Below are 24,376 nucleotides of genomic sequence, written 5' to 3' on the forward strand. Positions count from 1 at the left end.
CGGCAAATTGCCTCCGTACCTTCGGAAGAAGGAGGCCCCACATCAAGGCAACTTTTTGTGGGGGGCACAGGCCAGGGGGTAGCGACTGTTTAGCAAAAACACAGGGCTCTGCTAAGTCGGCTTCAAGACGACGTATAGGGCCTGACGCCTGCCCGGTGCCTGAAGGTTAAGAGGAGGAGTGCAAGCTCTGAATTGAAGCCCAGGTAAACGGCGGCCGTAACTATAACGGTCCTAAGGTAGCGAAATTCCTTGTCGGGTAAGTTCCGACCTGCACGAATGGCGTAACGACTTCCCCACTGTCTCCAGGATATGCTCAGCGAAATTGAATTCTCCGTGAAGATGCGGAGTACCCGCGGTTAGACGGAAAGACCCCGTGCACCTTTACTGCAGCTTCAGAGTGGCATTAGGAAAGAACTGTGTAGCATAGGTGGGAGGCTTTGAAGCGATGACGCCAGTTGTCGTGGAGCCATAGGTGAAATACCACCCTGTTGTTTTCTGATGTCTAACCTCGCACCGTTATCCGGTGCAGGGACCCTCTGTGGCGGGTAGTTTGACTGGGGCGGTCGCCTCCTAAAGAGTAACGGAGGCGCGCGATGGTGGGCTCAGGACGGTTGGAAACCGTCTGTTAGAGTGCAATGGCATAAGCCCGCCTGACTGCGAGACTGACAAGTCGAGCAGAGACGAAAGTCGGTCATAGTGATCCGGTGGTCCCTCGTGGAAGGGCCATCGCTCAACGGATAAAAGGTACGCCGGGGATAACAGGCTGATGATTCCCAAGAGCTCATATCGACGGAATCGTTTGGCACCTCGATGTCGGCTCATCACATCCTGGGGCTGGAGCAGGTCCCAAGGGTTTGGCTGTTCGCCAATTAAAGTGGTACGTGAGCTGGGTTCAGAACGTCGCGAGACAGTTTGGTCCCTATCTGCCGTGGGCGTCGAAATTTGAGAGGAGTTGACCCTAGTACGAGAGGACCGGGTTGAACATACCTCTGGTGTACCTGTCGTCCTGCCAAGGGCGCAGCAGGGTAGCTATGTATGGACGGGATAACCGCTGAAAGCATCTAAGCGGGAAGCCTCCCTCAAGATAAGATTTCTTCGAGCGGTCGTAGACCACGACCTTGATAGGCCGGATGTAGAAGTGTGGTAACATATGGAGCTAACCGGTCCTAATTGCTCTGATCGCGCCTGAGAGTCCCACCATCAATGACAATGCTGGAAACAGCGTCAGCGTGGCGGTGATGACCTCAAGCCAGATAACAAATAGACTTACCAATAGTGCACGGCATCGATTAACAACCCAAAGCGCAAGCTTCATTGCTTGGTGACCATAGCGTCTGTGACCCACCCGATCCCATCCCGAACTCGGCCGTGAAACCAGTCTGCGCCGATGGTACTGTGGCTCAAGCCCCGGAAGAGTAGGGCGTCGCCAGGCATTGAAGCTTGCGCTTTAGGAAATAAAACCCATCACATGTCTCACAAAAGGGCGGCCCATAAAGCCGCCCTTTTGCCTTTGGTGACGCGGGATGGAGCAGCCCGGTAGCTCGTCAGGCTCATAACCTGAAGGTCGCAGGTTCAAATCCTGCTCCCGCAACCAAACGACATCAAACGCCCCCCGGAGAAACATCCCCGGGGGGCTTCGTCGTTTATGTGGCGCGCGAACCCAAGGGCAACACATTCGCGACCACTTCTGCCGCGGGTCCATCGGGTCCTGCGGGATAGATCGTTATGACGTACCCCCCGCCTTTCATCCAGCGGCAACCAGAGACTGGCCATTATTGTCGCGCAGGAGCGCGGTTGAAGTAATTGGCGGGTTTAAACCCAGCCATTGCTTTTCGAATTCGGCGGCGAACGCCGCCGGTGTGGCATAGCCGAGCGAAGAGTGCGGCCGCTCGGTGTTGTAGTCATCGACCCAGTTGGCGAAGATCGATCGGGCCTGACGAACCGTGAAGAACAGCGTTTCTTTGAGAAACTCGTCGCGCATGCGGCCATTGAAACTCTCGACGAAGCCGTTCTGCGTGGGCTTGCCCGGCGCGATATAGTGCCACTCGATGCCGACATCGCCTGCAGGCAAGCACTGCGTTCGATGTCAATTCGGTTCCGTTGTCGCTGCTGCGCCAACTCGCGCAACCGCGACCGCAAATCGGCATCATCGGGGCGGCACGAGCGATAGCGCATGCTCTTGCGATCCGCTGAAATCACCCGGCACGCGCGCCGCTCGCTCATCCCCAACGTCATTTGAAGATGCGCGACCGCCTCGCGGTGTGCGGCGGGCGTCACCACTTTTTTGACAGCAGGTCTTTCAACCCCGCATTGTCCAGCATCGTGTCTGCGAGCAACCGTTTGAGTCTGGCGTTCTCCTTCTTCAGCGCCCGCCGTCGCTTCGCGTCCGACACCTCCAAACCGCCATACTTGGCCTTCCACGCATAATAGGTCGCGCTCGACATGCCGTGTTTGCGGCATAAATCCGTCACAACAGCACCCGCCTCGGCTTCCTTCAAAATGCCGATAATCTACTCTTCCGAAAACTGCTTCCGCTTCATTCCGTCCGTCCGTCCCTTCGTTCGGTCGGACGCTAGCGCCAACTGGAGGAGAAATCGGGGGTCACGTCATTTGGAGTCCCCGCCGAAATTTACTCCGCGCAGGATTACGTGAGGGCCTGCACGATCGCGGAAGGTCGTCCCATCGACATCGATTTGCTAACCATTGATGTCATCGGATCGAAAGCTGCGCCATGGCTTTCGAATAGCGCTTCGCCTCAACGGATGCCGCGAATGAAGAATGCGCTGACCCCCGCAGCGAGCGCCATCACGGCGCCGAACAGATAGAGCGCGTTATAGCCGAAGGTGAGGATCAGGGTCCCGGAGATGGCAGGCGACACAAGCTGCGGCGCTGCTGTTGCGACCGCCAGCAAACCCATGTCGCGGCCGGCCGCCTCTTCTTCGGGCAGAACAAAGGACATGAGCGCCATGTCGATTGCCATATAGGTGCCGAAAAAGATGCCGTTCAATATGGAGTAGAGCAGCATGCCATGCCAGTCGGGCGAGATGATCGGCACCATCAGCGAAAGTCCCATACCGATGGCGGAGATACCGACGATCAACTTGTGCCGCTGAAGCCGATCGGCCAGCCAGCCAGACAAGAAGATTGCGCCGATCCATGATATCATGTTGACGGTGCTCAATATGCTGATCGCGACCTTCACGCTTCGTTGCGGCAGGGTCGCTATGCCGACGCGATCCTGGACGAAATAGAACAGAAAGCCGCTTACCGAAAAATAGGCGATGAAGAGCAGTGCGCGAGACAGGAATGCGAAGGTGAAATCGGGCGAGCGGAAACTGGCGAAAAAGTTGGCGATACGGCGCGACAGTCCCAGCTTTTTCACCGCTGGGACGACCTTTTCCGACCAATAGGGTCCTTCCGGCGCGCAAATAAGAAAGGTGGCGGTTAGCGCCACGAGTGCCGCGGCGATGATAGCATAGCTTGCGGTTGCGTCGGCACGCGCGGCAATATTCACGCCAAGAACAATCCCCAGAGGTACGCTGAGGCCGACCATGGCCGAGGCGATGCCCCGCTTTTCGGGTGGGATACGATCCGGAAGCACGGCGGTAAGCGCGCCCTGGTAAAAATTCGCCGTGAACCACAGCGCGATATAGATGAGGGCGAACGTTACTAACGAAACCGCCTGGCTCATCAGGATCATCAACAGCGCGGACGCCAGTGCCATTGAAGCAAGCCAGGGCGTGCGGCGTCCCCAGCGGGAGCGCGTGCGATCCGACACCGCGCCGCCCATGGGCAGTGAAATTACGGCAGATATGGCACTGAGCGTCGTCAAGAGGCCAAGATTGGCCACCTTATTGGCGGGGTCCATCGCCTCCATCTGGGCAGGGATCAGTATCTGTTGCAGCCCCTGAAAGGTCGCGTACATCGCGACACCGGGCAGGATCAGCAGACCAATCAGGCGCCGATCAGCGCCCTTTGATGTAGCGCGGGCGGGATGGTCGGGGCGCGGGCCTGCATTGGCCGGTTCGATCACGGCACCCTCATTCCGAACCTGGCTGTGTCCGACAGTCATAAACAGATTTTCCTTGCACCGCTTCAGACAGCTTGTCCGCCCCTGTTCCGCGACTGCGTAGAGCTAATCATTAATTTGTGTTGCGCGCTGGCTGCCTGACGCGGCTGCGCGCAACACAAGCTATGCCGGAGAGAATTTAACTGCCTCCCCGATTTGTCTAGAGCGCGCTGGGTTTAATCGGATGCAGGTCGCGCGCTCCAGTTTTTTGTTATCGCATCCTTTCAAGCGCAAAACCGGTTCCCACTTTTGCGCACGATGCTCTAGAAATTACGTTTCACGGTAACGCCATATTCGCGCGGATCGCTCCACCATGCGAAGGCAATGCCGAAGGCGGAGTTGTACAAATCATTTGCCCACAACTTGTACCGCTTGTTGGTGAGGTTCCGGACATAGCCGGAAATCTCCCAGTCGTCGTTGTCAGATTTGTAGGATAGGCGGGCGTTGACCAAGCTAATCGCATTTTGCGTATTGTAGTTGGTCGGTGTGGGATTGAACGCAACCTTGTCCCGGTAGGAATAATCAACGCGCGCGACGACTGCGCCGTTCAGCGATGGCGCAGGGATAGTATATTGTGCACCCACTGAAGCTGTCCATTTGGGCACGAACGTCACGACGCTATCAAGCGTGATGTCGGTCACCGACGGATCGATGTCAGTAAACTTTGCGTCGGTATAGCCGACATTGGCCTCGATCTGGAATTGCGGCGTCAGCAGTGCCGTCAATTCAGCTTCGAACCCTTTTATATCCACGGCGGCCGCATTCGCGACAATCGGCGCAAAAGTGGTGGTGCCGGGTACGAACCGAAGGATGGTTTGCTGCCGGTCCTTATAGTCTGACTTGAACGCCGCCAGATTGAGCCGGACGTTATTGTTGAAGAACTGCGATTTCAGACCGAGTTCGTAGCTCCAAACATATTCCGGGTTATAAGGCGTGCTGACTGCGAGGACTGATTCCGCACGGCCATTAAACCCGCCCGACCGGTAGCCCCGCGATGCGGAAGCGTAGACAAGCGCATTGGGGCCGACCTTGTAATCGAGGCCGAACTTCGGCGTCCAAACACCCCAGCTGGCGGGAGTGGTAGTCAGTGGAACCTGATCGAATGTGAGAGAATTGACCGACTTGCGACCGCCGGTGAACAGCTTCTTGTCCTTTGTATAACGAATGTCGGCGGTAACCCGTAGCGCGTCCGTAACCGCGTAACTTGTGTGGAGGAAGCCAGCATAGGACTTCGAGACTTGTCGATTGTCATGCTCCCAGCCGCCGGTGCCGCCCAAGCCGTCGAACACATAGGGGACCAGTACGGATTCGAAGGTCGAACCCCGTTCCCAGAAATAATAGATGCCCGCGACATAATCGAGACGGCCATCCAATGCCTTGCCGTCCACGCGAAGCTCTTGGCTGAACTGCCGGGCTTTGGTGAAGCTGGGCACTTCGGCATATTCGGCCCGCGACCCGTCGGAATTTTCGATCGAACGTGCGCTGACACGGCGGAATGCCGAAATCGAATGCAGCGTCGCGCCGCCAAGTTCATATTGAAGATGCAAGGAGGCGCCAAACCCGTTGAGGGTAGCATCCGTTGGCTGATTGCCTTCAGTCGCGTAAGGATTGCTCGACGCGATTTCCGGATTGCTGTTCAGCAATTGAGGCCCCGGTGCCGTCCCTGCAATCACCCTGGCATTATAGTCCTGAATGCCCGCGGCATCGGGATTATAGGCAAGGATGCCATGGGGCAGGGCATGCTGGCGGCTGCGCGTCACATCAAGGATGAGATCGGCTGTAAAGGCGCCTTCCGGCTTGTATCGCAGAAAGGTTCGGCCCGATTGGATCGAGGTATCGCCATAGCAAGCGCGGTCGCTCGCGCGATTATAAAGGCATCCGCGATTGCGTGAAAGGCCGCTGACCTTTACCGCGAGACCATCTGCAAGGCCGATATCTACCGAACCTCCGGCATCGATGCGGCCATAATTGCCTGCCGTCAGCGACAATTGGCCTGAGCCGTCGCCAACCGGTGCTCGGCTTACAATATTCACGGCGCCGCCGATCGTGTTCTTGCCGAACAAGGTGCCCTGCGGCCCGCGCAGCACCTCCACGCGTTCCAGGTCGAGCAGGTCCATGATGCCGCCCTGCGAACGACCGTAATAGACGCCGTCCACATAAATTCCGACGCCTGGATCACCGGTGATCATGCCTTCGGCCTGGCCGATGCCGCGAATGAACACCGCCGACTGGTGCGGGCTTGCAGAACCGATGTTGGAAAAGTAGACGTTCGGCGTGAACCGGCCCACGTCACGCAGATCGGCCATCGACCGGCTTTCCAGGTCTTCGCTGCTGAGGGCGGTAATGGCGACCGGAACGTCTTGTAGACGTTCTTCCGTCTTGCGCGCAGTAACGACAATGTCGGACAGGCCCGTTGATGAGGCGGTATCCGTTGCTGCCGTCGTTTGTGCAAAGCCGGAAACCGGCAACATAGCAGAGCCGACCAACAGCGCCGCCTTTAGCCCCAAACCCATATGGTTAATTATTTTCTGCGTCATCCCCTACACCTCTCCCAAAGCGTATTTTTTACGTGGTTCAGAATATATAAACCGAATAACGAATAAATGGAAGTACAATTCTCATTTCCGACGCTCTAAACCATCATTTTTGAGGAAAGGGGCGCGCATGATGGGGGTGTGGCCGAGATGGAATGATATTTGGAATTCAAATATTCCATCAGGTGGATCGAGAATATCGCCCACTCGCCAAGGTGCTTTCAGCGATCGGGCGCCAGATAATGGTGGCCTTCGACGGGGGATGCGGACGAGATGCGCCGATTCGGCGCGTCGGCCTGGTTAGGAGTCGATCGATGAAAAATGCAGATGCAATGTATCGACCGCTTTGACCGCCCGGATATCGATCTTTCATCGGAAAGCTGGAATTGTTTTTTACGCCGGGAAATGTAAATTCCAGGCAAGGATCCATGAAGGGCATTAACGATATGGTCCCGAACGGTCCAATACCGATATTCCAGGAGAAGGGCGTCAATGCCAGAGAATATAGTACAGCCGCGCGAGCTGGAGGAGTTTCTTGAAGCGATCCGGGCGCGCTATGATGAACTGAGCGATCGTCTGCAACGCATAGCTCGCCATATTCTCGACGAGCCCAATGACATCGCGTTCGAGACGCTGGCAGTGATCGCGGAGCGCAGCAACGTGCAGCCCTCCGCCATCGTCCGCTTTGCCCAGGCTTTCGGTTTTTCCGGCGCCAGCCCGATGCAGCGCCTCGTCCGCGACGGTTTGCTGCGCGAGGATCGATCTTTGGGTTATGCTGAGCGCATCAGGCAGCATCGCTACTCCGTGTCCGGAGAGGCGGAAGGGCCGCGCGAGTTGCTCTCGGAATTTGTCCAAGGCAATATTTTTGCTTTGGAAAATCTAAATCATGCACTGGGGCCGAGAGAACTGTCTGAAGCGATAGATTTGCTTCATCAGGCGGACACCGTGTTCATTGCCGGTTTTCGCCGGTCCTTCCCGGTTGCAAGCTATCTCGCCTACATGTTGGGGCAGGCGGGTAAGCGAACCGTCCTTGTCGATGGACTGGCCGGCCTGCACATTCAGCAGATCGGCGGGCTGCGCGCCAGCGACCTGATGCTCGCTATCAGTTTTTCGCCCTATAGTCAGGAGACGTTGAGTCTCGTGGAGGCGGCGAAGGGCCACTGCCCACTTATAGCCATCACCGACAGCGTTATCAGTCCGATCGCCAAAGAGGCAGATCTCATCCTTCAGGTGCGCGAAGCGGAGGTGCGGGGCTTCCGGTCTCTTGCCGCGTCCATGTGCCTGGCGCAGTCGCTTGCCATCGGCATGGCCGCACGGCGTGACGAAGCGACGCTCGCAGATCAATCGATAAAAACTTCCTCACCCTCCACTTGACCGCTTGCATATGGCATTCCGAACATATATCACATGGAACATAATTTCCATGGGAGAGGAATGGTGGGGCAGCGGATTGGCGTTGGCGCTGATATTGCGGAGAATGTTGGAGCTGCCCCAGTCACGGATTGGCGGCCGGTGGACGCTCTCTTCGAAAAAGCCATAGAAGCCGGGTTTTTGGCCGGTGCGGTAACGGCGGCCTGGCGTGGTGATGCTGCTGCTCATGGCTCCGCGATGGGATGGCGAGATGTGGCTGCGCGCGATCCAATGCGGGCGGACAGTATCTTTCGGCTTTATTCTATGACCAAGCCGGTGACAGCAGTCGCGATGATGATCCTTTGGGACGAAGGCAAATGGTTGCCTTCCGACCGGATCGCCGATCATCTGCCGGAGCTTGCCGATCTCAAGGTGCTGGAAGCAGGATCAACCGCCAATGCTCCTGTGCTGGTGTCTGCTGCCGTCCAGCCGACGCTGGAGCATCTGATGACGCATCAGGCTGGCTTCACCTACGGTTTCACCGACGAAGCCGTAGATTGCCTGTTCCGCGCGGCGCAGGTGCCGATCATTCCGCATGATGTCAGTGCCGAGGATTATCTGGGGCGGCTGGCGCGTGTGCCGCTGGCTTTTCAGCCTGGCACGGGGTGGCGTTATGGCGTTTCGATGGACATCCAGGGCATCATCGTCGAACGTCTGAGTGGCATGAGCCTTCAAGACTTCATGCGCGAGCGCATCTTTGAGCCGCTGGCTATGGTTGATACCGACTTCATCGTGCCGGAAGAAAAGCGTCACCGGCTTGCCACGCTCTATACGCTCTCGGGCGATGCGCTGGTGGCGATGGACCGTAATGCGGAGAAGCTGGAATATGAAAATGTTGCCGCTCTATCCCCGCGCGACTTGATCCCTCCATTGGATCGCGTGCCCCTGCTGGCTTCGGGTGGAGGAGGCCTTGCCTCGACAGCGGCCGACTATCTGCGCTTTGGTCGCATGCTTCTGGGGCAAGGCGAACTGGACGGACAGCGGATCATCAGCCGCGAAGCAGCTGGCTTGATGATGCGCAGCCACACCCCGGACCATCTGTTGACCGGAGGATTTGGCACCGCTCCGCACTGGCTTCGTCCTGGCTATGAATATGCCTATAACGGCATAGTTATCACCGATCCGGAAAAGGCGGATGTGCGTCTTGGGAGCGGCACCTATTTCTGGGATGGTGCGGCAGGTTGCTGGTTCTGGTCCGATCCGCAGAATGACCTTGTTTTCGTGTGCATGGTTCAGCTGTTGACGGATGCCGAACGGCTGGCGCTTCAGTTCCAAAGTCGGGGGATCGTCGCCGATGTTTTGGAAGGGTTGGACCGGCCGGAAGCTGCATCAACCACTACGATCCACGTGGCAGGTGAGCAATGAGCGGGGGAGCAAACAGCGTGCGCGCTCTGGACCTCATCACTCTGGGCCGATCGGGTGTGGACCTGTATGGCGAGCAGGTCGGCGGCCTGCTGGAAGATATGGGCTCTTTCGCCAAATATGTGGGCGGCAGTCCGACGAACAGCGCCATTGGCGCGGCGCGGCTGGGGTTGGATACCGGCATCATTACCCGGGTCGGTTCGGATCATATGGGGCGTTTCATCCGCCATCAGCTGGAGGCGGAGGGCGTTGACGTTGCGGGCATCGTCGATGATCCGGATCGGCTGACGGCGCTCGTCATTCTGGGCATCCGCGATCCGGAAAGCTTCCCGCTGATCTTCTACCGCGAAAACTGCGCCGACATGGCGTTGTGCGAAGAGGATATCGATCCTGGCTATGTGGCGTCTGCCCGGGCGTTGCTGATTAACGGCACCCACCTGTCGCAACCCAATGTCCGCGCCGCGACGCTAAAGGCAGTGCGGGCGATAAAGGATGCGGGCGGGCGCGTCGTCTTCGACATTGATTACCGCCCGGTTCTGTGGGGCCTGGCGACGAAGGATAATGGCGAGGACCGTTTCGTTTCCAGCGAGCAGGTCACGCAGCAGCTTCAGCAAGTCCTGCCGCTATGCGATCTGATCGTTGGAACGGAAGAGGAAATCCATATCCTGGGCGGAACGACCGATACGGTCGCCGCCTTGCGCAAGATCCGCGAGAACAGCGGCGCGCTGCTGGTGTGCAAGCGAGGTCCCGATGGATGCGTCGCTTTCCCGGCGGCGGTGCCCGATCAGTTGGATCAAGGTGTTGTCGGCAAGGGCTTTGCGATCGAGGTTTTCAACGTTTTGGGCGCTGGGGACGCGTTCATGGCTGGGTTCCTGCGCGGCTGGCTGCGCGACGAGAGCATTGAGCAATGTTGCACCTATGGCAATGCGTGCGGCGCCATCGTGGTGTCACGCCATGGCTGCGCTCCGGCTCAGCCGAGCGCGGAGGAGTTGCGCGTGTTTCTCTCCCGCAATGACTGGCCGCTGCGGTTACGCGACAGCGCGGCGCTGGAACATGTCCATTGGGCGACCAATCGTCTGACCGGCTATGATGAGCTGACCGTGCTGGCGATCGACCATCGCGCCCAGTTCGATGAGCTTGTCGAAGAGCTTGGCACCAACAATCTGGATCGCGTGACCGAGTTCAAGGAACTGGCGTTGCGCGCCATGGCGCAGGTTGCGGAGGGCGAAGACGGCTTCGGCCTGCTCGCTGACGGACGTTATGGCCGGTCCGCGCTGGAGAAGGCCGCTGGCGGCCGCTACTGGATTGGCCGTCCGATCGAGCTGCCGGGGTCGCGACCGCTGCGGTTCGAAGGCGGGCAGGAAGCCGCGACGATCCTTGCCGACTGGCCGCTCGACCATGTCGTCAAATGTCTGGTCTTCTATCATCCCGACGATCCGGCGGACCTTCGCGCGGAACAGGATCGGCAAATCTTGCGCCTGTTCGAAGCGTGCCGGGCAACCCGTCACGAGCTGTTGCTGGAGGTCATTGCGTCCAAGCACGGCCCGGTCGGAATTGATACCATCGCGCAGGTGATCGAACACATATACGGCCTGGGCGTTTATCCCGATTGGTGGAAGCTGGAACCCGCGGTCGATCCTGCCACCTGGACGGCGATTGAAAAGGTCATAGCGGCGAACGACCCCTATTGCCGGGGCATATTGCTGCTAGGGCTGGCATCTGATGAAAAGTCGCTGCTGGCCGGCTTTGCCGCAGCGGCCGGCAGTCCGATGGTCAAGGGCTTTGCCGTTGGCCGCACCATATGGGTGGAGCCCGCCATGCGTTGGTTCAAGGACGAGATTGACGACGACACGGCCATCGCCCAGATGGCGGCCAGCTTCAGCGTGCTGGCGCGGGCATGGCGCGACGCAAGGCAGGACCCAGCATCATGAGCGGAGAAACCATTAGGTTGACGATGGCGCAGGCGCTGGTCCGATGGATGGCGGCGCAGCGTGTCGAGATTGACGGCACGGAGCAACCCTTCTTCGCCGGGGTGTGGGCGATCTTCGGACATGGCAATGTCGCGGGCGTCGGAGAGGCGCTGGCGGAGATCGGCGACGCCCTTCCCACCTATCGCGCGCATAATGAGCAGGGGATGGCCCATGCCGCCATCGCCTTTGCCAAGGCCAACCGCCGCCAGCGCGTGATGGCGTGCACGACGTCGATCGGGCCGGGCGCCACGAATATGGTGACCGCCGCCGCACTCGCGCATGTGAACCGCTTGCCCGCGCTGTTCCTGCCCGGCGACGTCTATGGCAGTCGCCTGCCCGATCCGGTGCTTCAGCAGATCGAGGATTTCGGTGACGGCACGGTGAGCGCAAGCGACTGCTTCCGCCCGGTCAGCCGCTATTTCGACCGCATCACCCGGCCTGAACAGATATTGGACGCCGCGCCGCGTGCCATGGCAGTGATGATGGACCCGGCCCGGTGCGGCCCGGTCACGCTGTCGCTTTGCCAGGATGTTCAGGTGGAGGCTTTCGACTGCCCGGTCAGCTTCCTTGAGCCGCGCGTGTGGCGGCAGCGGCGTCCTCATCCGGACGTGGGCGAGTTCAGTGCGCTGGTGCAGGCAATCCGCGCGGCGCAGCGGCCGCTGATCGTCGCGGGTGGCGGTGTTCTTTATTCCCGGGCTGAAGAGGCGCTCGCGGCGCTGGCGCAAGCCACCGGCATTCCGGTCGCGGAAACTCAGGCGGGCAAGGGCAGTCTGGTCGCCAGCCACGCGCAGGCGCTGGGATCGATCGGCGTTACCGGCACCAGCGCCGCAAATCGCGCGGCGCGGGAGGCTGATCTGGTGATTGGCCTTGGCACCCGGTTGCAGGATTTCACCACCGGATCGCGCACGTTGCTTCCGGCGCAGCTGTTTCAGGTCAATGTGGCCGCGCACGATGCGCACAAGCATGGGGCCAAGAGCGTCGTAGGCGATGCGCGCGAAGTGATAGAGGAGCTGGCATTATCGCTGGGCAAGTGGCGTGTGCCACAGGCTTGGGAGGACGCTAACGAAACCGCGCGGGCCGAATGGAACCATGCGGCGGACGCTGTCATGGCGTCCTCCGACGCGCTGCCTTCCGATGCGCAGGTGATCGGCGCCGTTACCCGCAATGCGCCCGACAACGCCGTGGTGGTCTGTGCCGCTGGGGGTCTGCCGGGTGAACTGCACAAGCTGTGGCGCGTTCGCAAGCCGGGCGGTTATCATGTCGAATATGGCTTTTCCTGCATGGGCTATGAGATTGCGGGTGGCCTGGGCGTCAAGATGGCCGATCCCAGCCGGGAGGTCTTCGTACTCGTCGGTGACGGCAGCTATTTGATGCTGAATTCCGAGTTAGCGACTTCGGTCATGCTGGGAATGAAGATCACCGTCGTGCTGCTCGACAATGGCGGTTATGGCTGCATCAACCGCTTGCAACAGGCGACTGGCGGCAGGCCGTTCAACAATCTGCTCGCGGATTCCAGGCAAGAGGTTCTGCCGCCTGTCGATTTCGCCGCCCATGCCCGCAGCCTGGGCGCGCAGGCGGAAAAGGTGTCGGGCATCGCGGCGCTGGAAGAGGCGCTGGGTCGCGCCGCCGCGTCACGCAGCAGCTATGTCATCGTGCTGGAAACCGACCCCGCAATCACGACGCAATCGGGGGGGCACTGGTGGGATGTCGCGGTGCCGCAGGTGTCGGCTCGCGCGGAAGTCATTGAGGCGCGTGCCCGCTATGAGGATATGAAGAAGAGGCAAATGCCATGACGATACGTTGGGGCGTTAGCCCGATCGCCTGGGCGAATGACGACATGCCCGAACTTGGGGGCGACATCACGCTGGACACGCTGCTGAACGAAGTACGGCAGATCGGTTTCGAGGGGGTGGAACTTGGCTGCAAGTTCCCGCGTGATGCCGCCACCCTTCAGCCTATCATGGTATCGCACCGGCTGAAAATCATAGGCGGCTGGTATTCCACCAATCTGCTGGTCCGGGATGCCGACGCCGAGATCGAGGCGATGGCCGACCACCTCGCCCTGCTGGAGGCGATGGGGTCACAGGTCTTCATCGCAGCCGAGACATCGAACGCGATCCACTGCGATCGCTCCCGGCCGCTCGACGCCCATCCCCGGATCGACGATCAGGCGTGGGAACAGTTTGGAGCGCGGCTGAACGCTGTCGCCGCCTATGTGAATGAGCGCGGGCTGCGTTTTGCCTATCATCATCATCTGGGCACGGTGGTGGAGACAGGCGATGAACTGCGGCGCTTCTTCGAAGTGACGGGCGATCATGTCGGCCTGACGCTCGACACGGGTCATTCTCTGTGCGGCGGCATCGATCCGCTGAAGGTCATAAGCGAACGGCCCGAGCGGGTGAGCCACGTCCATTGCAAGGATGTGCGGCGGAACCGGTACAATCGCCTACGGGCTGGCGGCGCGAGCTTCCTTGATGGCGTGGTGAGCGGAATGTTCACGGCGCCCGGTGATGGCATCTATGATTACGAGCCGTTCCTCGGCGCTCTCGCCAGCGTGGGCTATGATGGCTGGATCGTCATCGAGGCGGAACAGGATCCGGCTCTGGCCAATCCCTATACTTATCAGCAGCTGGGCCTGCGTACGCTGCAAAATATCGCGGCCGAAGTGGGGCTGGCGGCATGAGCCTCAAGGTCCCAAGCCATGAGCCTGATGCACAGGGCGTGGTGCTCGACATCACGCCGGAAAGCGCGGGATGGCGCTATGTTGGCTTCAAGGTTGTTCGTCTTGCCGCGGGGCAAGTCTATGATGGGGGTGAAGAAGGCCGCGAAGCATGCCTGGTCATCCTGTCCGGCATCGTTGATGTGACCGCCGGAGAGGAGCGGTTCGAGCGGATTGGTGGGCGGGTTGATGTATTCGCCGGACCTGCGACCTCGGCCTATGTCCCCGCAGGGACCATCTACAGCATCCGGGCAGCGAGCGATGCGGAAGTCGCGATCTGCACTGCTCCGGGCGGTGGCAATCATCGTCCGCGTGTCATCGCGCCCGAAGACGTAAGGTTGGAGACGCGAGGGCAGGGCACAAACCAGCGCTTCGTGCGCAACATATTGGATGACGCAGGCGACGCGGAAAGCCTGCTGGTCGTGGAAGTCATCACTCCCGGCGGCCATTGGTCGAGCTATCCGCCGCACAAGCATGATCGAGACGCCTGGCCGCAGGAAACCTTCCTTGAGGAAACCTATTATCACCGCCTGTCGCCGCCGCAGGGCTTTGCCTTCCAGCGAGTCTACACCGACGACCGCTCGATCGACGAGACCATGGCCGTTGAAGACGGTGACGTGGTGCAGGTGCCGCGCGGCTATCATCCCGTCGGCGCGCCGCACGGCTACGACCTTTATTATTTGAACGTCATGGCTGGCCCGCGTCGCGACTGGGTGTTCGCCAATGACCCCGCGCATGAGTGGATCGCGCGCGGCGCGCCGTCAGGGCCTGACACGGGAGAATGAGTTGCTGACCTTCGTTCGTGTGCTTGCCGGGCGAAGTGAACCAAAAGTTTTGACGTCTATCGCCTGTCCAGCCCCGCCGGTGGAGATCTGCACTTTATCCATGGCGGTGGCTGGGCGTCCGTGAGGGCAGGGAGCATCCCCGCCCTCAATCTACGCGACGGCGTTGTGCAAGATGATGAGGAAGATTTGACCATGACCGTAGAAGCCGAAACGCGAAACATTCCCCACTTCATCGGGGGGCGTGCGGTGACTGCTACCGCGTCTCGCACCAGTGATGTGTTCGACCCGAATAGCGGACAGGTGCAGGCACGGGTGGCGCTGGGAACCGCCAGCGAATTGCAGCAGGCGGTCGATGCCGCTCAAGCGGCGCAGCCCGCATGGGCGGCCGTCAATCCTCAGCGCCGGGCTCGCGTCATGTTCGAGTTCAAGCGGCTGGTCGAACGCGACATGGACGATCTCGCCCGCCTGCTGGCCTCCGAACATGGCAAGGTGGTCGCCGACGCCAAGGGCGACATTCAGCGCGGCCTTGATGTCGTGGAGTTCGCTTGCGGCATTCCCCATTTGCTTAAGGGTGAATATACGCAGGGCGCTGGCCCCGGCATCGACGTCTATTCGATGCGCCAGCCCATCGGCATCGGTGCAGGGATCACCCCCTTCAATTTCCCGGCGATGATCCCGCTGTGGATGAGCGCGGTGGCGATGGCCTGCGGCAACGCCTTCATCCTGAAGCCGTCCGAACGCGATCCGTCGGTTCCGATCCGGCTCGCCGAACTCTTCATGGAGGCCGGGCTGCCTGCGGGCATTTTCCAGGTCGTTCAGGGCGACAAGGAAATGGTGGATGCCATCCTTGATCATCCGGCGATCAGCGCGGTCAGCTTCGTCGGTTCTTCCGACATCGCCCATTATGTCTACCGGCGCGGGGTCGACAACGGCAAGCGGGTGCAGGCCATGGGCGGCGCCAAGAACCACGGCATCGTCATGCCCGACGCCGATCTCGACCAGGCGGTGGCTGATCTTTGCGGAGCGGCCTTTGGGTCGGCGGGCGAACGCTGCATGGCTTTGCCCGTCGTGGTTCCGGTTGGGCAGGACACAGCCGAGCGACTGAAGGCAAAGCTGGTCCCCGCCATGGAGGCCCTGCGTGTGGGCGTCTCCACCGATGCGGAGGCGCATTATGGTCCTGTAGTGACCGCGCAGCACAAGGCGCGCATCGAACAGTGGATTCAGACCGGCGTGGATGAAGGGGCCGAACTGGTTGTCGATGGGCGCGGCTTCTCGCTTCAGGGGCATGAGGACGGCTTTTTCGTTGGCCCGACCCTGTTCGATCATGTGACGCCGGACATGAGCGCTTACCGGGAGGAGATTTTCGGCCCCGTGTTGCAGATGGTTCGGGCCGACAGCTTTGAAGACGCGCTGGCTCTCCCGTCCAGACATCAATATGGCAATGGCGTTGCCATCTTCACGCGCAATGGTCACGCCGCACGGGAGTTTGCCGCGCGGGTGAATGTCGGCATGGTTGGCATCAACGTGCCGATCCCGGTGCCGGTCGCCTATCACAGCTTTGGCGGCTGGAAGCGTTCGGGCTTTGGTGACCATAACCAGCATGGCGAAGAAGGCGTGCGTTTCTGGACGAAGGTGAAGACCGTGACGCAGCGCTGGCCGAACGCATCGGGCGCCGCTTCGGGATCGTCGCTGTCCGATGCCTTCATGATCCCGACGATGAAATGACGTTTCCGCAGGCCCGGTTCACGCCGGGTCGGCAATCAGGTGGAGCAGCTTCTCATGACCACGCAAGAACTCAGCCAAGTTGTCGGAGCTTCGGAGCCTTGCCTGCGTGACGACACGATCGGCGAAGCACTCGACCGCGCCGCACAGCGCTGGCCGGATGAGGATGCGCTCGTCGCACGGCACGACAACGTCCGCTACAGCTGGTCGGAACTGAAGGCCGCCACGGATGACTTCGCCGCAGGCCTGCTCGCGTTGGGGGTGAGGCCGGGCGATCGGGTTGGCATATGGGCGCCTAACTGCGCCGAATGGACCATCGCGCAGCTGGCGACTGCCCGTGCGGGTATGATCCTGGTCAATATCAACCCGGCCTATCGCGTCACGGAGTTGGAATATACGCTGGCCAAGGTGGAAGTGACGGCGCTGATCTGCGCGGCCTCGTTCAAGACCAGTGATTATCTGGCCATGACGGAGACGTTCGTCACGCACTTTGGCGAGCGACCGGGAGAGATTGTGTCGGTTGGCCTTCCAGCGTTCCGCTATGCCATCAAGATCGGCGGTGATCCGCGTCCGGGCTGGTTGGATTTTAGAGAGGTTGCGGACCTGCGGACAGCAGCGTCTGAAGCGGAACTCATCGGTATCGCTGCAACGTTGAAGGCGGACGATCCGATCAACATCCAGTTCACCAGTGGAACCACAGGGGCGCCAAAAGGCGTGACCCTTTCGCACCACAACATTCTCAACAACGCGTTCATGTGTGGCCGTGAGATGGGCCTGGTGCCAGGCGACCGCATTTGCATAGCGGTGCCGCTTTACCATTGCTTTGGGATGGTGATGGGCAACCTTATGAGCATGCTCCACGGCGTCACCATGGTCTATCCCTCACCCGGCTTCGATCCGCTCGCGGTGCTGGAAACCGTGGAAGCGGAACGCTGCACGATATTGCACGGCGTGCCCACGATGTTCATCGCGGAACTGGAGCATCCTGAATTTGCGCGCTTCGATCTGTCCTCCTTGCGAACCGGGTTGATGGCAGGCTCGCCCTGTCCAGAAGAACTGATGCGCAAGGTGATGACGCGGATGCACATGCGGGACATCGGCATCGGCTACGGCATGACGGAAACCAGTCCGTTGAGCTTTCAGACCTCGCTGGACGATCCGGTCGAAGCCAGGGTCGCCACGATCGGGCGCATTCAGCCCCATATCGAAGCCAAGATCGTGCATCCCGAAACCGGCGAGATTGTCGCGCGCGGGGAGCCGGGTGAGCTTTGTATTCGCGGCTATTCCGTGATGCTCGGCTATTGGGGCGATCCTGAAAGGACGGCGGAGGCAGTGCGCGACGGCTGGATGCACACCGGCGACCTCGCCACCATCGATGACGCGGGTTATGCGCGGATCGTTGGGCGCATCAAGGACATGATCATCCGTGGCGGCGAAAATATCTATCCCCGCGAACTGGAAGAGCTGCTTTACCTCCACCCATCCGTGCTGGACGTGCAGGTCGTCGGCATCGTGGACGATCGGTTCGGCGAAGAGGTAATGGCCTGTGTGAAGCTCCGCCACGGCGAGCAGGAAGATGCTGAATCGATTATCACATTCTGCCGGGAGCGCGTGGCCCATCATAAGGTGCCGCGCTACGTCCGCTTCATCGACAGTTTTCCCATGACCGTATCCGGAAAAGTGCAGAAGGCCCGGCTGCGCGAGATGATGGAGGATGAGCTGGCGAAAGCCCGCCAATAGAGAAAATGAGCGCTGTGTTTCAGCGCGCAAACAACAATATCCTGTTTTAGGAAAGGTATTCCATGTCTGAAATCGCTCTGATTGGCGCTGGCAGGATTGGCAAGATCCACGCTGCGAACATCGCCGCCAATCCTCGCTTGACGTTGTCGCGCGTCGTTGATCCGTTCGGTGGGGCGGAAGAACTGGCCGGGCGCTACGGCGCGCGTGTTTCGACGGTGGAGGACGTCTGGGCTGACCCTGCGATCAGCGGCGTGGTGATCGCCAGCGCGACTGACACCCATCTCGACTATACACTGGAATCGATCCGCGCAGGTAAGCATGTCTTCTGCGAAAAGCCGCTGGACCAGGATGCGGGCCGCGCTGCGCAGGTCCAGCAGGCCGTGGCCGGAAGCGACCGGCATGTCCTGCTCGGCTTCAACCGGCGGTTCGATCCCAGCTTTGCCAGCCTGCAGCGACGCTTGAAGCAGGGTGAGATCGGCGCGCTCGAGACGCTGCACATCATCAGTCACGATCCAGCGCCGCCGCCCGCATCCTATGTCGCTGTATCGGGCGGCATCTTCAAGGACATGTCGATCCATGATTTTGACATGGCCAGCTGGCTTCTGGATGAAGAGATTGAAAGCGTCTTTGCTTCAGGCGCGGTGCTGATCGATCCTGAAATCGGAGCGGCGGGCGATTTCGACACCGCCAAGATTCTGCTGCGCACGGTTAGCGGCAAGATCTGCGTCATCTCCAACAGCCGCCGCAGCGGCTATGGCTATGACCAGCGGATCGAGGCGTTCGGGTCGAAGGGCATGATCCGGGCCGAGAACAAGCTGGAAAGCAGCGTCCAGACCTGGACCAAGGGCGGGGCACGGTCGGACTGCTTCCAGAATTTCTTCCTCGATCGCTACGCCGAAGCCTATGCGATTGAGGTAGAGCATTTTGCCGATATCATTGAGGGCAAGGCAACGCCCGTCGCCGATGAAAGCGACGGCATCAAGGCGCTCATCCTTGCCGAAGCCGCAGAGCAGTCCGCCCGCGGCGGGGCGGTGGTCAAGCTGACCGGTCACGCAGACCGTTGAAAAGCAAAAAGATCAAGGAGCCACTGATATGGCGTTAGATCCAGTCCTGCAGCAGATCATCGCACAGCTTCCGGTGCCCGCGTCCGACAAGATCGACCATGAGGTCATGCGCCATGATATGGATGCCATGGTCGCGGTTTTTCACGGGCCGGACGGCCCCATTGAGGTCGCATCGGTCGAGAACATGGATATTGCAGGCGATGGCGGGCCGGTGCCGCTTCGCATCATCCGCCCTCTGACCGCTCCTACCGGAACCTTGCATCTGCTGCATGGCGGCGGCTGGGCATTCGGCAGCATTGAATTCATAGAGCCGCTGGCGCGGCGCCTCGCGAGGGATCTCTCGATGGTCGTTGTGGCGAGCGGATATCGGCTCGCTCCTGAAAATCCCTTTCCTGCCGGGTTCAACGATTGCCTTGCCGCTGCGTGCTGGACGATGGAGCATGCCGCTGAGCTCGGAGGCGCGGGGAACCCGGCCGTGATTGCTGGAGAGAGCGCCGGAGCGAACCTGGCCGCGGCAGTGGTGCTGGCGCTAGCCGAGGAAGGGCGCGCGAATTTCGACGCCCAACTGTTGTTCTACCCGGCGGTTGATCTGCGAGATGAAGCAGTGAACTATCCGTCCCGTATCGCCAATGCAGATCCGACCTTGCGCACTGAGTTTCTGCCTCAACTCGCGGGCGATTATTGCGGTGCGCACGACCCGGCAGATCCCCATATATCGCCGCTTATGTCAGGACAGCTGGATACAGCACCGCCTGCGGTCATCGTCGTGCTGGAGGTCGATCCGCTCCGCGACGAAGCCGTCGCTTATGCCGATCGGTTGCGAGAGGCGGGCGTCGATGTCGAATTGGTGGAGTTCGACAATCTGACCCATGGTTTCCCCAATTTGTCCGCAATGGTGCCAGCGGCGGCGGAGGCGACCGAGTTGGTCGGGCAGCGCCTCAAGACTTTGCTGGCCCGAACTGTCCACGGCTGAAACGCATACCGGCAGTAAATACGCAAAACCTGTGTCGATTGAAGACACGATATTCTTGTTGAGGAGGTCCTTCATGGACGACGGGGCACAATATAAGGGCCTGCCCAGCAGCAATGGTTCCACGTTCGATTTGTCGCAGGCGCTGGCGGTGCTGGATTTTTGATCGGCGGTGCTCGCTTGACCTATGATGAAGTGGATATCCAATATTCATCGGATGGGTTGGGAGCGCCAATCCAAATCATTCCTGTAGCTAACACTCCGACCGTCGAGCAGCACAATACGGACCTGTCCTGGCGCGGGACGCTGCAATATGACGTGACGCGTGACCACATGATTTATGCCACTGCTTCCCGAGGTTATAAGGGTCCGGGTTTCGCGCAGTTCTCGACGATCTATGTACGGCCCGAAATTTCCCGGCACTATGAATTGGGGTTGAAGTCGCAGTTCTTTGACAGACGCTTAACCTTCAACGCTGCGGTATATCATACTTCCTTCCGTGATTTTCAGGCGCAAGCCTTTGATCCGCGAACGCTCTCCATTTTTGTCCAAAATGCCGGCGAGCTCGTGACGAAAGGCTTTGAGCTGCAACTGGCGGCGCAGCCAGTTGATGGGCTAACGATATCGGGCGGGCTTTCCCATGCCAATGCAAGGTTCAAAGAGTTCAAGGGAGATATCTGCTATACTGGTCAGCCCGATTGTGTCGGCGGGGTGACCGATTCGAGCGGACGGCGACTTCCCAATGCCCCTGCCTGGACTGGATTGCTGAGCGTACGATATGAGCGGCCGGTTACAGCGGGTTTGGTGGCGAGCATCGGAAGCTCCCTATATTCACGCTCTGCCGTCAACTACACGTCGAATGGCAATCCGGGCACGAAACAAGAGGGTTATACGACGGCTGACTTCGATCTGGGTCTGAGGGCCGCTGACAGCAAATGGCGCTTTAGCGTGTTCTGTCGCAACTGCACCGACAAACGTTTCGTCGGTTATATCCAGGGCGCTCCTCTGACTGGAGGTGTTCTGACTCAGCAGTTTACGTACGGATCATTCAGATCGATCGGCCTATCTGCCGAGCTGAACTTCTAAAGGGCGTTGTTGTTATCTTCTCTCCGCCACAACGGCGGAGAGAAGATGGCGCTAGAGCGCGCTGCGTTTAATCGGACGCAGGTCGGCGCTCTAGTTTTTTGTTATCGCATCCTTTTAAGCGCAAAACCGGTTCCCACTTTTGCCCACGATGCTTTAAAGGCGGTGCGAGGTGACAGAAGAATGGCAATTTTTCGTCTTGAGCAAACTGGATGACAAAGTGCTTCTTGTAAATTGCGTCGAAACCCGCCTCATCACTGATCCTGCCGATGCGCGGTCAAGGCGAAGTTTACTGTGACCTTCGCAGCGATCGTTTCATCAGTGGGTGAACCGACATCAAACATGTTCCGGTCGAGATCCGCTCGGCCTTCGGCTCTGGCGGTGTCCCCATCCTGATGCAGCGTGAAGCGTAGCGTGACCGGGCGGCGGCGTCCGTTCAGGTCCAGCGTGCCTCTGGCTTCGTACAGGTCGCCGCCCCGTGGCCGGAAACCCTTGGCGCGGAACACAGCATGCGGATGCGCCGATATGTCGAAGTAGTCGGGGCCTCGCAGCGTTTCGTCGCGTTGTGCGTCGCCCGTGACGGCGGAGGCCAGGTCGATCGTCACGAGGATTGCGCTGCCGGGCATATCGTCCGGGCTGTAGCGGATGTCCGATTTCCAGTGAAGGAAGGATCCGTCCACCGTCGCGCCGCTCCACATGGCGATAAAGCCGAGCTTTCCCTGTCCCACGACGCGCCACCGGGACAATGGAAGCTGTTGTGAATTGGCTGTGGGCACTGGCGTAGCCTTTGGGGTCGTTGGGGCTGTCGGGGTCGTGGCAGGCCGCTGCGCTGGGGTGGAACCGGGTGAAGGGGGCGCTATCTTGATCGGCGCGGGCGTCCCTTTCTGCTGGGCCACGGCTATGGTGGGCGTTCCGGTAAGAAAGAATGATGCCGAACCTGCCAATGCCATTGTTCCCAGCGCAGCCAGCAGCGCAAGTCCCGGCGCCAAGCCCGGGATCATGCGAGCAAGCAAATCCTCGCGCTTGTAGAATTGATGGCGAATAGCTCCAGCGACATGCAGCACGACCAATCCGGCCAGGACATAAGCCGCCAGGCGGTGCGTGTCATAGGCTATTCCATTGAGGTCAAAAGGGATCGGCAGATGCGGCCAGGCAATCGTGCCGAACAGCAGCGTCGGCACCCGCAGCTTGCTGGTTGAGACCAGCGCCCAGCCGCTGAGCGGGGCGAGCAGCATGACGGCGTAGAGCAATTGATGCGTCACCTTCGCCGCGAACGCAGATATCCGATCATCCGCCAGTGCCGGGGGGCGGGGGTGGGCCAGGCGGATGCCAACGCGCAAAAGGGTGAGCAGCAGGATGACGATCCCGATCGACTTGTGCAGCTGATAGGCGGCAAACTGGCCCAGCCCCGGCGCGATGCCGGACAATTGCCAGCCCAGGACGAGTTGAAAGATCAGGGCTGCCGCGATCGACCAATGCAACGCGATAGCCGTCATGGAATAGCGCTGTGGCGACATGGGCAGTCTTTCCTCCTTATGGTTATTTCAAAGAAGAGCGCGAGCGGCAGGCGGCCAATGACGGAACGATGTTTCATTCGTGAAGCTTGGACGAATTGCTGTCCCGTCCTCCAGTCACGAGAAGGGCTAACGCGCATGCCGCGATCAGCGACCCTGATGCCATGGTCAACGCCACGGCGGGAAGCTTGAAATCGAGAGTGAAAAGGAAACCAGCAAGGATGGGACCCAAAGCAGCTCCTCCACGGCCGAGGCCGATCACTATTCCCGTGCCGCCTGCCCGAACCGCCGTTGGGAAAGAATGCGCAATGATGGCGTAGAGGCCGACGACGGCCGCGTTGGTGAAATATCCCGCGGCCGCAGCTACCAGGGCCAAGCCGAAAAGGCTGGCTTGTCCCTGTCCGAAGACAGTCACCATTGCCATCGACAGTAAGAGGGCGGCGATCACCAATATGCGGACGTCCAGCCGCCAACTGAGGGCACTGAGCGAAAGCGCTCCCAGCAAGCCGCCTACATTGGCCCATACCAGCACGCCACCAGCGGACGACGGTGCATAACCCATGTCCACGACGATCTTGGGCACCCATTTGAGGATGAAGTAAAAGGTCATGATGTGAAAGAAATAGGCGGCCGTCAGCAGCACCGTCGTGCGTGCGAGGCCGGGACTGAACAGCGCGGCAAAGGACGCCTCGGGCGCCGCTGCATTTGAAGCGGGCAAAGCATCCAGCGCATTGTGTCCCATCCGGCCTATCAACTGATTGATCCGGTCCAGCGCATTGGCCGGGCGTCGTTGAAGGAGAAATCCGATCGATTCAGGGAGCAGCAGGAACGTCAGTGGCAAGAAGATTGCTGTGACGACTCCTCCAAGCAGGAATATGTCGCGCCATTCGCCCGACACCAGCAGCATCGAAGCGGCCGAGCCGCCAAGGATCGCGCCGATCGGATAGCCCGCCGCCATGAGGGCAACGGCCAGGCTGCGGGTGCGCGCGTTGGCAAGTTCTGCGACGATGGCGTTGGTGCAAGCCAGCATGCCGCCGATGCCGAGGCCAGTCACAAGCCGTATCACCGACAGGGAGACAACGCTGAATGAAAAGGTCGCGGCCAACATACCCGTCGCCATGACCAGGAGGCAGAACAGGATGGTGGGCCGACGGCCGATGCGATCAGCCAGGCCGCCGAGCAGCACGGACCCCACAGCCATGCCGATCAGTTCCATCGAAAGCACGACGCCCAATGCGGCGCGGTCAATGCCCCACTCTGCGGCAATGCCGGGCGAGGCGAAGCTGATCGCCAGAACATCAAAGCCATCAAGCGCGTTCAGCATGATGCACAGCACTATAGCTGCGATTTGCAGGCGGCCCATGGGCGCTTCATCAAGTAATTGCCTGATGTCCGTTCCGTTCTGCGCCATCCTCTCCTCCCCTGAAATGATTG

Annotated in this window: 15 protein-coding genes, 1 tRNA gene, 2 rRNA genes and 1 pseudogene (1 of these 19 cut by a window edge); 14 read left to right on the top strand and 5 right to left on the bottom strand. The window is 59.9% G+C overall.

Features of this window, described 5'->3' with window-relative positions:
* The 3 genes from AC6JBC_RS17100 to AC6JBC_RS17110 form a co-directional block, all read left to right on the top strand.
* A 23S ribosomal RNA gene (locus tag AC6JBC_RS17100) occupies positions 1–1,190 on the top strand; it begins 1,623 nt to the left of the window's first position.
* Positions 1,191–1,317: 127 nt separating this feature from the next.
* Positions 1,318–1,432, top strand: a 5S ribosomal RNA gene (gene rrf / locus AC6JBC_RS17105).
* 85 nt (positions 1,433–1,517) lie between these two features.
* Positions 1,518–1,594: transfer RNA gene (locus AC6JBC_RS17110), tRNA-Met, on the top strand.
* 150 nt (positions 1,595–1,744) lie between these two features.
* Here the strand turns inward: AC6JBC_RS17110 and AC6JBC_RS17115 are convergent.
* The 3 genes and pseudogenes from AC6JBC_RS17115 to AC6JBC_RS17125 all read right to left on the bottom strand — a co-directional run bounded on the left by AC6JBC_RS17115 (position 1,745) and on the right by AC6JBC_RS17125 (position 6,606).
* A pseudogene (locus tag AC6JBC_RS17115) lies at positions 1,745–2,510 on the bottom strand (integrase core domain-containing protein).
* A 245-nt stretch (positions 2,511–2,755) separates the two neighbouring features.
* Positions 2,756–4,072, bottom strand: coding sequence for an MFS transporter (locus tag AC6JBC_RS17120; RefSeq protein ID WP_498026657.1), 1,317 nt, complete (start codon positions 4,070–4,072; stop codon positions 2,756–2,758).
* Between the two features lie 260 nt (positions 4,073–4,332).
* Positions 4,333–6,606, bottom strand: coding sequence for a TonB-dependent receptor (locus tag AC6JBC_RS17125; protein WP_498026658.1), 2,274 nt, complete (start codon positions 6,604–6,606; stop codon positions 4,333–4,335).
* 489 nt (positions 6,607–7,095) lie between these two features.
* Between AC6JBC_RS17125 and AC6JBC_RS17130 the strand changes: the two genes are divergently transcribed.
* The 11 genes from AC6JBC_RS17130 (at position 7,096) to AC6JBC_RS17180 (ending at position 21,431) form a co-directional block, all read left to right on the top strand.
* A complete protein-coding gene (locus AC6JBC_RS17130; protein ID WP_498026659.1) occupies positions 7,096–7,977 on the top strand; it encodes a MurR/RpiR family transcriptional regulator in 882 nt (293 codons plus the stop codon).
* 33 nt (positions 7,978–8,010) lie between these two features.
* The gene (locus AC6JBC_RS17135) at positions 8,011–9,378 is read left to right on the top strand and encodes a serine hydrolase domain-containing protein (RefSeq protein WP_498026660.1); all 1,368 of its coding nucleotides are present in this window, start codon (positions 8,011–8,013) and stop codon (positions 9,376–9,378) included.
* Entirely contained in the window at positions 9,375–11,306 is a 1,932-nt protein-coding gene (locus tag AC6JBC_RS17140; protein ID WP_498026661.1) for a bifunctional 5-dehydro-2-deoxygluconokinase/5-dehydro-2-deoxyphosphogluconate aldolase, read from the top strand. The genes AC6JBC_RS17135 and AC6JBC_RS17140 overlap by 4 nt, the downstream gene beginning before the upstream one ends.
* Complete coding sequence (gene iolD / locus AC6JBC_RS17145) at positions 11,303–13,138, top strand: 3D-(3,5/4)-trihydroxycyclohexane-1,2-dione acylhydrolase (decyclizing) (protein WP_498026662.1); 1,836 nt, start codon at positions 11,303–11,305, stop codon at positions 13,136–13,138. The genes AC6JBC_RS17140 and iolD overlap by 4 nt, the downstream gene beginning before the upstream one ends.
* Positions 13,135–14,028, top strand: coding sequence for a myo-inosose-2 dehydratase (gene iolE, locus AC6JBC_RS17150; RefSeq protein WP_498026663.1), 894 nt, complete (start codon positions 13,135–13,137; stop codon positions 14,026–14,028). The genes iolD and iolE overlap by 4 nt, the downstream gene beginning before the upstream one ends.
* Positions 14,025–14,849: a 5-deoxy-glucuronate isomerase gene (gene iolB, locus AC6JBC_RS17155; protein WP_498026664.1), complete on the top strand. Its 825-nt coding sequence runs from the start codon at positions 14,025–14,027 to the stop codon at positions 14,847–14,849. Before iolE ends, iolB begins: the two co-directional genes overlap by 4 nt.
* Before the next feature lie 192 nt (positions 14,850–15,041).
* The gene (locus tag AC6JBC_RS17160; protein WP_498026665.1) at positions 15,042–16,574 is read left to right on the top strand and encodes a CoA-acylating methylmalonate-semialdehyde dehydrogenase; all 1,533 of its coding nucleotides are present in this window, start codon (positions 15,042–15,044) and stop codon (positions 16,572–16,574) included.
* A 54-nt stretch (positions 16,575–16,628) separates the two neighbouring features.
* Positions 16,629–18,311 (top strand): AMP-binding protein, encoded by a 1,683-nt coding sequence (locus tag AC6JBC_RS17165; protein WP_498026666.1) that lies wholly within the window; start codon positions 16,629–16,631, stop codon positions 18,309–18,311.
* A gap of 62 nt (positions 18,312–18,373) precedes the next feature.
* Positions 18,374–19,375 carry an inositol 2-dehydrogenase gene (gene iolG, locus AC6JBC_RS17170; RefSeq protein ID WP_498026667.1) on the top strand — a complete coding sequence of 334 codons (1,002 nt, stop codon included), beginning with the start codon at positions 18,374–18,376 and terminating at the stop codon, positions 19,373–19,375.
* Between the two features lie 28 nt (positions 19,376–19,403).
* Positions 19,404–20,348, top strand: a complete 945-nt coding sequence (locus AC6JBC_RS17175; protein ID WP_498026668.1) for an alpha/beta hydrolase — start codon at positions 19,404–19,406, stop codon at positions 20,346–20,348.
* Between the two features lie 177 nt (positions 20,349–20,525).
* A complete protein-coding gene (locus AC6JBC_RS17180; protein WP_498026669.1) occupies positions 20,526–21,431 on the top strand; it encodes a TonB-dependent receptor in 906 nt (301 codons plus the stop codon).
* A 251-nt stretch (positions 21,432–21,682) separates the two neighbouring features.
* Here AC6JBC_RS17180 and AC6JBC_RS17185 read toward each other — a convergent pair whose 3' ends face one another.
* Together AC6JBC_RS17185 and AC6JBC_RS17190 are read right to left on the bottom strand one after the other, a co-directional pair.
* Complete coding sequence (locus AC6JBC_RS17185) at positions 21,683–22,945, bottom strand: cytochrome b/b6 domain-containing protein (RefSeq protein WP_498026670.1); 1,263 nt, start codon at positions 22,943–22,945, stop codon at positions 21,683–21,685.
* A gap of 73 nt (positions 22,946–23,018) precedes the next feature.
* The gene (locus AC6JBC_RS17190; protein ID WP_498026671.1) at positions 23,019–24,353 is read right to left on the bottom strand and encodes an MFS transporter; all 1,335 of its coding nucleotides are present in this window, start codon (positions 24,351–24,353) and stop codon (positions 23,019–23,021) included.
* Between the last annotated feature and the right edge of the window lie 23 nt (positions 24,354–24,376).

Source organism: Sphingobium sp. RC1 (assembly GCF_059738765.1).